12 protein-coding genes are annotated in these 12,475 nt (G+C 59.5%); all 12 read right to left on the reverse strand.

From position 1 onward, the window contains the following. Positions 1-17: 17 nt before the first annotated feature. The 12 genes from EL18_RS01525 to EL18_RS01580 all read right to left on the reverse strand — a co-directional run bounded on the left by EL18_RS01525 (position 18) and on the right by EL18_RS01580 (position 12,329). Positions 18-1,301 (reverse strand): TRAP transporter large permease, encoded by a 1,284-nt coding sequence (locus tag EL18_RS01525; RefSeq protein WP_036479072.1) that lies wholly within the window; start codon positions 1,299-1,301, stop codon positions 18-20. Positions 1,302-1,313: 12 nt separating this feature from the next. Next, a complete protein-coding gene (locus EL18_RS01530; protein ID WP_051913650.1) occupies positions 1,314-1,817 on the reverse strand; it encodes a TRAP transporter small permease in 504 nt (167 codons plus the stop codon). A 29-nt stretch (positions 1,818-1,846) separates the two neighbouring features. Next, positions 1,847-2,854, reverse strand: coding sequence for a TRAP transporter substrate-binding protein (locus EL18_RS01535; protein ID WP_036479074.1), 1,008 nt, complete (start codon positions 2,852-2,854; stop codon positions 1,847-1,849). 94 nt (positions 2,855-2,948) lie between these two features. Then, on the reverse strand, positions 2,949-3,866 hold the full coding sequence (locus EL18_RS01540; protein ID WP_036479076.1) for a LysR family transcriptional regulator: 918 nt from the start codon (positions 3,864-3,866) through the stop codon (positions 2,949-2,951). Between the two features lie 59 nt (positions 3,867-3,925). Then, positions 3,926-5,071 (reverse strand): iron-containing alcohol dehydrogenase, encoded by a 1,146-nt coding sequence (locus EL18_RS01545; protein WP_036479078.1) that lies wholly within the window; start codon positions 5,069-5,071, stop codon positions 3,926-3,928. Beyond that, positions 5,068-6,447, reverse strand: coding sequence for an aldehyde dehydrogenase family protein (locus EL18_RS01550; RefSeq protein ID WP_036479080.1), 1,380 nt, complete (start codon positions 6,445-6,447; stop codon positions 5,068-5,070). The genes EL18_RS01545 and EL18_RS01550 overlap by 4 nt, the downstream gene beginning before the upstream one ends. Further along, entirely contained in the window at positions 6,444-7,805 is a 1,362-nt protein-coding gene (locus EL18_RS01555) for a glutamine synthetase family protein (protein WP_036483654.1), read from the reverse strand. Before EL18_RS01555 ends, EL18_RS01550 begins: the two co-directional genes overlap by 4 nt. A 14-nt stretch (positions 7,806-7,819) precedes the next feature. Then, positions 7,820-8,593: an N-formylglutamate amidohydrolase gene (locus EL18_RS01560; RefSeq protein ID WP_244444493.1), complete on the reverse strand. Its 774-nt coding sequence runs from the start codon at positions 8,591-8,593 to the stop codon at positions 7,820-7,822. 49 nt (positions 8,594-8,642) lie between these two features. Further along, positions 8,643-9,686 (reverse strand): twin-arginine translocation signal domain-containing protein, encoded by a 1,044-nt coding sequence (locus EL18_RS01565; protein ID WP_036479083.1) that lies wholly within the window; start codon positions 9,684-9,686, stop codon positions 8,643-8,645. Between the two features lie 44 nt (positions 9,687-9,730). Next, complete coding sequence (locus tag EL18_RS01570) at positions 9,731-11,053, reverse strand: TRAP transporter large permease (RefSeq protein WP_036479086.1); 1,323 nt, start codon at positions 11,051-11,053, stop codon at positions 9,731-9,733. Further along, entirely contained in the window at positions 11,053-11,562 is a 510-nt protein-coding gene (locus tag EL18_RS01575) for a TRAP transporter small permease subunit (protein WP_036483659.1), read from the reverse strand. Before EL18_RS01575 ends, EL18_RS01570 begins: the two co-directional genes overlap by 1 nt. A 17-nt stretch (positions 11,563-11,579) precedes the next feature. Then, entirely contained in the window at positions 11,580-12,329 is a 750-nt protein-coding gene (locus tag EL18_RS01580; RefSeq protein WP_036483662.1) for a DeoR/GlpR family DNA-binding transcription regulator, read from the reverse strand. Positions 12,330-12,475: the final 146 nt, after the last annotated feature.

Raw genomic sequence — 12,475 nt, forward strand, 5'->3', positions numbered from 1 at the left:
CGGTTTGCGAACCGGCTTCACGCCGGTCCAAGGATGAGGTTCGGGAGGAAGAGAACGAGCTCCGGCACGAAGGTGATGAGAAGAAGTGCGGCGATGAGCGGCACGAGGAAGGGCAGGATCGCCACGGCCACCTTCTCGAATGGAACCTTGCCCACTTCGGCCACGATATAGAGCGCAATCCCCATTGGCGGTGTCGCGATACCGATCAGCAGGGCCAGCGTGATGATCAGGCCGAAGTGAATGCGGTCGATGCCGAACTGGTCGATGATCGGAAGCAGCATCGGGACCAGGATCAGCTTCGCAGGAACACCTTCCACGAAACAGCCGACCACCAGCAGGAAGGCCAGGAGCAGGAGCAGGAACACTGCGCGCGATTCCGTCACCATGAGGACGTGATCGGCCAGTTGCTGCGGGATCTGCTCGATGGCGAGCAGCCAGCCCATGACGTGGGAAAAGCCGATGATGATCATGATGACGCTGGTGATGGTCATCGTTTCGGTCAGCGCCTTCCACAACATCGCGAAGGAGAAGGTGCGGTAAACAAAACCGAGGGCAATCGTGTAGACGCAGGCGAGCACGCCAGCTTCCGTTGCCGTTGTGAAGCCGGTGAGGATAGCGGTCAGGATGATGCCCGGGGCCACGAGTGCGGCGATGCCGTCGATCGCGGCGCGGCCGATCTGAGGCAGGCTCTTGCGCTCTTCGCGCGGGAATTCACGCTTGAGCGCCACCACATAATTGAAGGCCATCAGGGACAGGCCCACGATGATGCCCGGGATAATGCCGGCCAGAAACAGTCGCGCGACGGATGTGTTGGACAGGAATGCGTAGACGACGAGACTGATGGATGGCGGAATTATGGGCCCGACCACCGCGCTGGCCGCGGTGAGCGCTGCCGCGAATGGCGCAGGATAGCCGCGTTCGCGCATCGCCTTGATCTCGATCGTGCCGAGACCCGCGCAGTCCGCAACGGCAGCTCCGGATACACCTGCAAACAGGAGCGAGGAGACGACGTTCACCTGTGCCAAGCCGGCGCGCATATGCCCCACGAGGGCAGACGCGAAGTTGAAGATGCGGTCGGTCATGCCGACCCCGTTCATCAGGTTGCCGGCCATGATGAAGAAGGGAATGGCAAGCAGGGACGGATTGTCGACGCCGTCCAGCACCTGGAGCGGAATGATGTAGAGCGTGTCGGCAAAGCCCGCATAGACGAGTGCGGAGAGGACAGCGATGCCGATTGCCATTGTGATCGGCACGCGCAGAAGGATGAGGGCGACGAAGCCCGCAAAAAGAAGCATGGTCATGGTTGCAGAGGCCTATATGTCGCCGGCGGGATGATGCGCAGGCGCATCATGTCCCTTCAGGGCGTGGATGAGGTCACTGAAAAACTGCAGCGCGATCAAGGCGCATGAGACGAAGAACGGGATGGACAGCCAATATCGCTGCAGCCCAACCATCTCGATATTTCCCACCTGACGCTGGATAAGTGCAGGCGCTTCTCGAAGGATGATGAGAAGCAGCGCGATAACCGCCAGATCGACCAGGATCCGCCCGATGCGCTGGGCCAAGGCAGGCATGGCCGACAGTAGGAAATCGACGGTTATATCCTTGTTTCGCCGATAGACGACGAAAAAGCCAAGGAAGGTCATCCAGACAAACAGGACGATATTGATGGGGAAGACCCAGACCACGCCCTGGCCCAGAAAGGCTCGGGAGGCGATGTTGAGCGTTGTAGTGATGAGCATCGCCAGCAACGCGGCATTCGCCCCCACAAGAAACAGCCGGTCTATGACGGCCAGTGCGCGGTCTATCAAAGGCATTGAATTCCCCTCGGCTTGATCTCAAAGGATCAGTTCGTCTCACGCGTGGAGCGGACGGCTTCGAGGAAGCCTTCCGGCAGTTCACCGGCTTCTTCCATCTTCTGGTAGAAGCTTTCCATCCGTGCGACGAAGTCGGAGGTGTCGGGCTCGAAATAGCTGACGTTCTTGGCCTTCATCGTCTCAAGGTCCTTCTCGGCAGCTTCCATCATGCGCTTCTCGGATTCGGCTGCCATGTCGGCGAAAGCTTCAAGAACCTGGCTGCGCAGTTCGTCCGACAGGGCGTTCCAGCGCTTGGCATTCGTCATGAAGGCCATGCCCTGCGGATACTCGTCGTGACGGATGACGTGGGGAGCAACCTCATAGAACTTCATCGGCTCGACGAGCGCGATCGGACTGTTCACCGCATCGACGATGCCACGGCTGATGGACTCGTAGACTTCAGTCCAGGCGAGGGTGCGAACCTCCGCCCCAAGATGACGCCATGCTTCTGCGGCGAGCTCATCGGGATGCATGCGCAGGCGCGTGCCCTGCATCTCGTCGAGGGACTCCCATGGCTTGTCTGTTACCATTACGCGGTAGGGGCCGCGCACGAAGGCTGTCGGCGAGCCGATGAGTGCGATGCCTGCTTCTTCCTCGATGGTCTTGAACCAGCCCTTCACGAGATCGGTTTCCATGAACCGAGCCCAATGCTCGCGATCATCGAACAGGAAGGGAGCCGAGGTGAACTTCACGTCCGGCACCCATTTCTGCAGATAGCTGCTGCCTTCGGGATAGACGTTGACGGTTCCGATCTGAAGCTGCTCGAGCACGGTATCGTCGGAGCCGAGCTGCTCGTTCGGGAAGACTTTCACGGTCAGCTCGCCGCCGGTTTTCTCGTCAACCTTGTCGGCAAAATACTGGAAAAGCTGACCCTCGATGCTGTCTGGCGGCATCTTGTGCGCCATGCGCCAGGTTTCCGCCTGAGCGGTGGCCATCAGACCGGTTCCGAGAGCGGATGCCACCAAGGCGGCCATGCAAGTGCGGATTATGCGTTTCATCCTGTTCCCCTTTTTTATGTTTGGTTCAGGGCAGGATTGGTGAGGGGACTAAAAAAGTCCAAATCAAAAAGATGGGGCTCTGTGATAGATTTTTTCAATCAGCAAGGACGAGACCGTCCTCGGGATTGGCTTCCGCCCAGGCGCGGGCCTGCTGCTGCGCCATGCGCGCGAATTCGTTCTTCAGCGCCATGCGAGGAGAAACTTCGGTCACCGCATAAAAGTTGAGCGGAGGAAACGCAACATCGACCTTGATCTCGTGGAGTCTGCCTGAGCCAAGCTCCTCGCGGACCACCGCGCGCGGCATGGGCGCGATACCAAGGCCCTCTCCCGCCATTTTGACGATGGTCGCTATGGAATTCATGGGATGAATATTGGGTCTGATCTTCGAGTGGAGTTTCAGATGCCGCTCCAACTCCCGATAGGGCAGGGAGCTCTGCGGGAATGTGAGGATCGGCATGTCGAGAAGCGTGTTGAGCGTGGCTTTCTCGATTGGGAAGGCAGTCGGACTCGCCACCCAAGCTATCGGAAATGCGCAGAGTGGCTCGAAACGCAGCATCATGTCCGGCTTGTCCTTCATGGCAAGACCGACATCAACACTGTGGTCGCGGACGGCCTGAAGGACGCCTGCGGAGGTGGTCGCCAGAATCTCCAGATTGATGCGCGGATAGGCGGAGCGGAATGCCTCCATGAGGTGGATGAACCAGGAATGGATGATGGTGCCTGCGACACCGATCCGCAGCGACCCCGTCAGTTCCGCATTGGGACCGACGAGCCACTTCATCTCATTGGTGATCTCTATCACGGCTTCGGCATGCGGCAGCAGGAGCCGGCCTTCCCGCGTCAGATGCACGCTGCGCTTGGAGCGTTCGAAAAGGCGGGTGCCAAGTTCCGCCTCAAGCGCGTTGATGCGCGAGGATATGACGGGCTGGGACGTGTGAAGAAGATCCGCCGCCTTGCGGAAATTTCGGACTTTCGCCAGACACACAAAGGTCTCGAAAAATCGCAGCTGCACGGTCTGTCTGCTTCCTCCCCCGGTAGGTGGCCCGGCGCAAAGGCCGGGCCGGTCTCTCGTTACAGCACCTTTTCGAACAGATGGCGCAGGTTCTCGCGGTCGAGCGGGACAGGGTTTCCGCCGCAGGACGGGTCTTCAAGCGCCATTGCAACCAGATCGTCGAGGCGATCCTGCGTCGCGCCCATCTCGCTCAGCTTGCGCGGAATGGCGAAGCTGTCATTGAAGGACTGCACGAATTCGCAGAACCCCGCAAAGCCGCCCGAGATCCCAAGATAACCTGCGGCCCGGTCAAAGCGGTCGCGGATTTCTGGGGCGTTGAACGCCAAGACCGCTGGCATGCAAACGGCATTGGTGGTCCCGTGGTGGGTGTTGAAGAGCGCACCAATCGGATGGCTCATCGCGTGGATGGCACCAAGGCCCTTTTGGAAGGCCGTTGCTCCCATCATGGCAGCCGACATCATCTGGGCGCGCGCTTCGAGATCATTGCCGTCGGCATAGGCGCGCGGCAGATATTCGATCACGAGGCGCATACCCTCCAGCGCTATTCCCTGGCTCATCGGGTGGTAATGCGGGCTGGAATAGGCTTCCACGCAATGAGCGAAGGCATCAAGACCGGTACCGGCCGTGATGAAGGGAGGCATTCCGACAGTCAGTTCGGGGTCACAGATCACGACACTTGGAAGCACCTTCGGATGGAAGATAATTTTCTTCACGTGGGTCTGCGAGTTCGTGATGACGCTTGCACGTCCCACTTCCGAGCCGGTTCCTGCAGTTGTCGGGACGGCGACGATGGGAGCAATGGCATCCGCGTTCGCCCTTGTCCACCAGTCGCCGATATCCTCGAAATCCCAGACTGGCCGCTTCTGACCGGCCATGAATGCGACCATCTTGCCGAGATCCAGCCCGGAGCCGCCGCCAAAAGCGATCACACCGTCGTGGCCGCCGGCCTTGTATACCGCGATCCCTTCCTCGAGATTCTTCTCGTTGGGGTTCGCATCAACCTGGCTGAAGAGCGCGCGGCCCAGTCCCGCCTCTTCCATGATGTCGAGCGCGCGCGCCGTAATGGGCAGGTTGGCCAGCCCCTTGTCGGTGACCAGCAGCGGGCGCTTGATGCCGGCCTGGGCGCAGGCTGCGGGCAGTTCGGCGATGCGTCCCGCACCAAATTTGATGGCTGTCGGGTAGGACCAGTTTCCGGTGAGACTCACGATGTGACCTTCTTCAGATGATAGGATTTCGGCCGGGTCAGGTTGTGGTAGCCAATCACGGAAAGGCCGCCACCGCGCCCGGTATTCTTGCAGCCGGTCCAGCACAGACCCGGATCGAGATAGTCCGCGCGGTTCATGAATACGGTGCCGGTCTGCACCTGGTCGCCGACGCGCGCAGCACGGTCCAGATCACGCGTCCACAGGCTGGCGGTCAGACCATACTCACTGTCATTCATGAGGCGAATGGCTTCCGCGTCATCCTTGACCGGCATTATGCCGACAACAGGCCCGAAGCTCTCGTCGCGCATCACACGCATGTCATGGCTGACATTGGTCAGGATCTGGGGCGTCAGATAGGCACCACCGTCATCTTCTGCGAAGCGCTCGATATGAGCCTTCGCACCGCTTGCGACGGCCTCATCGACCTGCGCGCGCACTTCTGCGGCGAAACGGGGATGAGCCATCGGTCCGAGCGTCGTGTCGGGATCGAGAGGGTTTCCCAGCTTGTAGCCGTTCACGATCTCAACGGCCTTCTCGACAAATGCATCGAAAAGGCTCTCATGCACATAGATGCGTTCGATGCCGCAGCAGCACTGGCCGGTGTTGAACATGGCCGCGTCGACAAGACCTGCGACAGCGGCGTCCAGATCCGCATCCTCCATGACATAGCCGGGGTCCTTGCCGCCCAGCTCGGTGCTCACGCCGGTGAAGGTGCCGGCAGCGGCACGCTCCATGGCAGCACCGCCACCAACAGAACCGGTGAAGTTGATAAAGTCGAACGCCTTTTCGCCGATCAGGCTCGACGTGGTGTCGTGGTCGAGAAAGACATTGGCGAACACATCTTCCGGCACACCGGCCTGATGGAAAGCGCGCGCCATGCGCTCACCGACCAGCAGTGTCTGGGTGGCATGCTTGAGCACCACGGTGTTGCCAGCGATCAGCGCCGGGGCAACGGTATTGATCGCAGTCATGTAGGGGTAGTTCCACGGTGCGACCACGAAGACAACGCCGTGCGGCACGCGGCGAATATAGCGTTTGAACTGCGCGTCTTCGCCAACCTCTATATCTGCAAGCGAATCCGCTGCGATCTGCGCCATGTGGCTCGCACGCTCGTTGAAGCCACCGAACTCCCCGCCATAGCGCACGGGCCGGCCCATCATGCGAGCAAGTTCAGGTACAATCTCGTCATTCTGCGCGCCGATGGCGGCAACGCCCGCCATGACAAGCTCGACCCGTTCGGCCAGCGGCCGAGCGGCCCAGGCAGGCTGTGCGTCGCGAACGCGCCTGATCTCGGCGCGAGCGGCCTCAAGCGAGAGCGCTTCGCGCTCCGCGAAGACCGACCCATCAATGGGTGAAATGCAGCGCAATGTTGTCATGCCCGTTCAAATCCTCTGGCAATTTCCCAATCGGTGACCACCTGGTCGAATGCTTCAATCTCAACTTCGGCCGCGCGGCAATAGTGATCGACGACATCGTCGCCCATGGCGCCGCGCAACATGGCCGAGTCTTTCAGCTTTTCACGTGCCTCCCGCAGATTATGCGGGATGGAAGCGGTGTTGCCGCGATAGACATCGCCGCGCGCTGGCGGCTCCAGCTCCAGACCTTCCTCTATTCCCGCCATGCCCGCGGCAAGCTGGGCGGCGAGTGCGAGATAGGGGTTCAGGTCCGATCCGCCTATACGGCACTCCATGCGCACCCCCTTGGTGCCTGCGCCACAAAGGCGGAAACCCGCGGTGCGGTTGTCGACGGACCAGATGATGCGGGTGGGCGCAAAGGTGCCCTTCATGAAGCGCTTGTAGCTGTTGATATAAGGCGCCAGGAAATAGGTGTAATCGGCGGCATATTTCAGGAGACCCGCCGTATAGCTCTTCATGAGCTTGCTCATGCCGAGTTCGTCAGCTTCATCGAAGAAGGCATTGCGGCCGTCTTTCCAAAGAGACTGATGGACGTGGCTCGACGAGCCCACGCGGTCATGCCGCCACTTCGGCAGGAACGAAGCTGCGTGCCCCTGCGCGTGGGCGATCTCCTTCACCGCGTGCTTGGCGATGGTGTGATGGTCGGCCGTGGCAAGCGCATCGGCATAGCGGATATTGAGCTCTTCCTGTCCCGCTTCCGCCTCGCCCTTTGAATTTTCGATCGGAATGCCCGCGCGCCACAGATGATTGCGGATGGGACGCATGACATGCTCTTCGCGCGTGGTTTGAAGGATGTGGTAATCCTCATTGTAGCCGCTGATGGGCTGGAGATCGCGGAAGCCTGTCTTGCGGATTTCGTCGAAGCTCTTTTCGAAGAGGAAGAACTCCAATTCCGTTGCCATCATCGGGTCGAAGCCCATGGCTGCCAATCTTTCGACCTGCCGCTTCAGAATGGCGCGGGGGGCATGGGTGATGGCTTCATGCCCATGATGATCGAGGATGTCGCACAACACCATCGCCGTGCCTTCGAGCCACGGCACGGGGCGGATCGTGGTCAGGTCCGGCTTCATCATGTAGTCGCCGTAACCGCCTTCCCAGGAGGTGGCGGCATAGCCGTCGGGGGTTGCCATCTCCAGATCGGTCGCCAGGAGATAGTTGCAGCAATGGCTCTCGTCATAGGCACTCTCGACAAAGTGGGCGGCGAGGTATCGCTTGCCCATGAGACGGCCCTGCATGTCTGGGAAGCAGACAAGAACCGTGTCTATGGCTCCACTTTCCACGGCGGATTGTAGTGCCTCGAAAGTCATGACTGGCTTCATGGAAGGTGCCTTCATCAAATATCGGAAAGGATCGCGCCAAGGCTTTCCGCCAGAAGCGCGTGGATATCGGTTCGTTTGTCGGGATCGGTCAGCAAATCGTTACGGACCTCGATCATGACATAGGGGAATGGACCACTTTCGAGCTGGCGTTCGATCGTATGCAGCACACCATCCTTCGGCGCGTAGGGTTCGTTCAGGCGGACATCATAAGCGGAGCGGGCACTGCAGTCTGTCGCGAGCGCTTGGGCCAGAGAAGCATCTTCACCATGGAGGAAGCCGATCTCCACCTCTCTCTTCACGCCATGGAATACGGGTGTGTAGCTGTGGACGGTGACCAGCACCGGTGGCTTTCTGTCGACTTGCCTTTTGGCGATTAGTCTGTGAACCGCCTGCTGGAAAGGTTCATAGAGCGCCGATGCGCGCTCCTGTCTTTCGCGCTGCGTTATCCAGCGATTGCCAGGTATCGGGCAGACTTCCGTCTCGTGAGGCATGGCGGAAACGGCATGCGGAGGACGGTTGCAGTCATAGACGAGGCGGGAGAAACGGGCGGCCACGAGCGGCGCATCGAAAGCGTCCGACAGGCTCACTGCAAGCTCACGAGCGCCGGGATCCCAGGCGACATGGCTTTCCAGTTGCGCGGAGGTCAGACCCAGATCACCGAGTTTTTCGGGCACGCGGTTGGAGGCATGTTCACAGACGAGCACGATCCGGCTCGCTCCATCCGGGTTGATCACCTCGAAGGGCGCACCGTCAGCTTCGCTCAGGAACGGCTTGGTGGCAGGCATCATCACAACAGGAAATGGTGGCCGGGCGAAAAATTCCGCCCGGCCAGAACCATCAGGAGTAACGATAGGGCACGCCGGCCTTTTCCATCACCTGCTGATACTTCTTGAAGATTTCGACGACCTTCGCCGCGCGTTCGTTCTTTGCGGCCAGCTCGTCCCAGAAGGATGCGCTGTCGGCAACCACGCCTTCCCATTCCTCTGCCGGGATGGTCGTGAGTTCGAGCTTGTCGCCATTGACGCGAAGATCGGCCTCGCCACCCCAGTACCAGACCTGGCGGTAGTAGTGCGACTGGTCCATCGTGATCTTGAAGAGCTCCTGCAGATGCGGCGGCACCTTGGCCCAGCTCTCCGAATTGGCGAAATAGCTTCCGCACCAAGCGCCGGTGACGTTGTTGAGGAGCGCATATTTGCAGATGTCGGCCCAGCCCACCTCGTATGCTTCGGTGAAGCCGCACCATGCGACGCCGTCGAGCTCACCGGTCTGCAGCGCGACTTCCACATCTTCCCATGGCACTGTTACGGGGATGAGGCCGTAGCGGGCAAGGAAGCGGCCAGCGGTTGGCACCCCGAAGACGCGCAGGCCGGCCATGTCCTTGACCGAGCGGATCGGGCGATCAACGGTAAAGATGTGCAGCGGGTCCCATGCGCCGGCACCCAGCCACTCGACATTCTCGATCTCGTCATAGGCTTCCTGCCAGATCTGGTTCAGGCCATAGCGCTGAAACAGGACCGGAAGGTCGAGGCTGTAGCGAGTGGAAAAGGGGAAGTAGCCGCCGAAATCGGCAACATCGGCTGGCGAGGCCATGGTCGCATCGTCGGACTGAACCGCGTCGAGCGTGCCATTCTGCAATGCGCGGAAAAGCTCATTGGTGGGCACAAGCTGGTCGGCATAGAACAGCTCGATTTCCATCTCGCCATTGGCCGCCTTGTTGAAGGCCTCGATCTGCGGCTTGATGACATGGGCACCGAGCGGCGGGCCGGAATAGGTCTGCAGCCGCCATTTGATAGGAGCCTGCGAGCGCACGATGCCCGGCGTGGCGAGAGCTGCAGCACCGCCCACGCCCGCCGTTGTCAGAAATTTGCGTCTTGTGGTCATTGTCGTTCTCCTCTGAGGTTTTTTGTTTGGTATTGTTCTTGTTGTTATCGTCCGTAGACGTAGTTCGGCAGCCACATCGCAAGATCCGGGAAGACCATCACCAGCGTGAGCGCCAGCATCATCACCATAACGAACGGGATGATGGAGCTATAGATATCCTTGAGCTTGATCTCAGGCGGTGCCATGGCGCGCATGAGGAAGAGATTGTACCCGAAGGGTGGTGTCATATAGGCGATCTGGGTCGTGATCGTGTAGAGCACGCCATACCAGATGAGGTCGAAACCGAGCGCCTTCACGAGCGGCACATAGAGTGGTGCCACGATGACCAGCATGGCCGTGTCGTCGAGGAACGTTCCCATCAGGATGAAGGACAACTGCATCAGGATCAGGATGACCCACGGGTTGAGGCCAAGCTGCTCGGTGAACAGCCCGTCGATCGCCTTTACCGCGCCAAGCCCATCGAACACGGCTCCAAAGCCGAGAGCCGCCAGCACGATCCAGAGGAACATGCAGGAGACGCCAAGCGTCTGCTTGAGCGAGTTCTCGAATACTTCCCAGGTCATGCGTCGCTTCAGAACGGCAGCGACAAAGGCTGCCATCGCGCCGATGGCCGAACTTTCGACGAGTGAGGTCCAGCCGTTGAGGAAAGGCACCATCATGGAAGCGAAAATGCCGATCGGCAGCAGGCCAGCCAGGAGCAGGCGGTATTTCTCCGCCTTGGAGATGTCCGCGTCAGCGGACTTGATTGCGGGTCCGAGTTCCGGCTGCAGCTTGCAGCGGATATAGATGTAGAGGATGAAAAGCACGGCCATCATGAGGCCCGGAACAACGCCTGCAAGCCAAAGCTGCCCGACCGGCTGGCGCGCGATCATGGCGTAGAGCACAAGCACCACCGAGGGCGGGACAAGGATCCCCAGACTGGACCCCGCCTGGATGACGCCCGTCACCATCCGCTTGTCGTAGTTGCGCTTGAGAAGTTCAGGCAGCGCGATGGTAGCGCCAATGGCCATTCCCGCGACGCTCAGCCCGTTCATGGCCGAGATCAGTACCATCAGGCCGATCGTTCCGATGGCAAGTCCGCCACGAACCGGTCCCATCCAGACATGGAACATGCGGTAGAGATCATCGGCGATCTTGCTCTCGCTCAGCACGAAACCCATGAAAATGAACATGGGGAGGGTGAGCATCGGGTACCATTTCATGAGCTTCATGACGGCCGAAAACGGAAGTTCCGATCCGCCGGGACCCCAGAGCAGGAGCGCTGCAATGGTGGCGATGCCGCCGATGGCGCCGAAGACACGCTGGCCGGTCATCAGCATCAACATCATGGAGGCGAACATCAGGAGTGCGATCAACTCATAGGACATCAGACTTCTTCCCCGCGCAGCTTGGCAATATCCTTGATGAGCTCCGATATCGCCTGCAGGAGCATGAGAAAGATCCCGAAACACATGATGGATTTGATCGGCCACATCAAAGGCCGCCAGAGGCTGGGACTGCGTTCCTGATATTCGACCGCATACATGGTCGAGCTGATGCCGCCATAGAGCAGCACACCGAGATAGAAGATCAGCAGAAGGACGGTGAAGCTGTCGAAGGCGGCTTTCTTCTGCGTACTCCAGTTCGAATAAAACAGATCCATTCGAACATTGGAGCCCATCTGCATCGAGTAGGGGCCACCCACCAGATAGTAGGTCACCAGCGCAAACTGGGCCATTTCCAGTGTCCAGAATGCCGGTACGACAAAGATTGCTTTCGAAATGGTGGACCAGAGCAGCACGGCGACCATGATGAAGAAGCCATACATCATCAAGCGCCCGGCATAGTAGTTGAACCCGTCAACATAGCGGACATAGGCGCGGAAGAATTTTGGCATTGAAGCGAGCTCCGAATTCAATGGACGCTGACCTTCGCCGCCCTCAATGCCGCGAGGAGTTCGGGATCAGGTTCTTGATTAAGGAAAAGATGTCGCACCTGAGTCAAGTCGCACACGCGATAGGCAGCCGTGCGATTTTGCTTGGAGTGATCGAGCACGAGCGAAAGGTTGCCGCCATGTCGAACCATGGCGCGGGCAAGCTGGGCCTCCTCGAAATCAGCGTCATAGGCGCCTGCCGCGTCCAGGGCGCTGACGGTCAGGACAATGTGATCCGGTCGGTATTCGGCGATCTCGGCGCAGGCGCGCGGGCCATAGGTCTGGTCGTTGCCGACACGAAACGTGCCACCTAACAGCACTGCCTGCGACCCGTTTTGCGCATTCGCAATGACATGGGCGATGCGCAGCGAATTGGTGATGACGGTCAGGTCGCGCAATCGCGTGAGTGCCTCGGCGCATAGAAGCGTGGTCGAACCTGTATCGATCATGATCGTCTCGCCGGGCTGGATCATGCGCGCAAGCTTCTCGGCTATTTCACGCTTCGCCTGAGCGTTTTTTGCCAGACGGTCCTCGAAAGCGCCTTCTTCATTGGCCTGGCGCACCGCGCCGCCATGCACCTTGCGGATGCGGCCCTGTTCAGCGAGCAGATTGAGGTCGCGCCGGACCGTTTCGACCGAAGCGCCGAATTTCTCTGCAAGCTCCTCAACTGTCGCACGACCGCGCTTCTCCACGAATTCATGGAGAGCGGCCTGTCGCACGGACGGCCGCATTGTTTTCAGCTTGGGTCGAATCTTGTTGTTGTTCCCCATATGCCAGAGCCTATTCGCATATGCACTGATGTCCAGTCCAATTTCCAGTTTCAGTCACTTTTTTCAAAATGTTCAATTATAACAATGCTATACAATCTCTCATTAAT

The sequence above is a fragment of the Nitratireductor basaltis genome (assembly GCF_000733725.1).
In the GTDB taxonomy this organism is placed as follows: domain Bacteria; phylum Pseudomonadota; class Alphaproteobacteria; order Rhizobiales; family Rhizobiaceae; genus Chelativorans; species Chelativorans basaltis.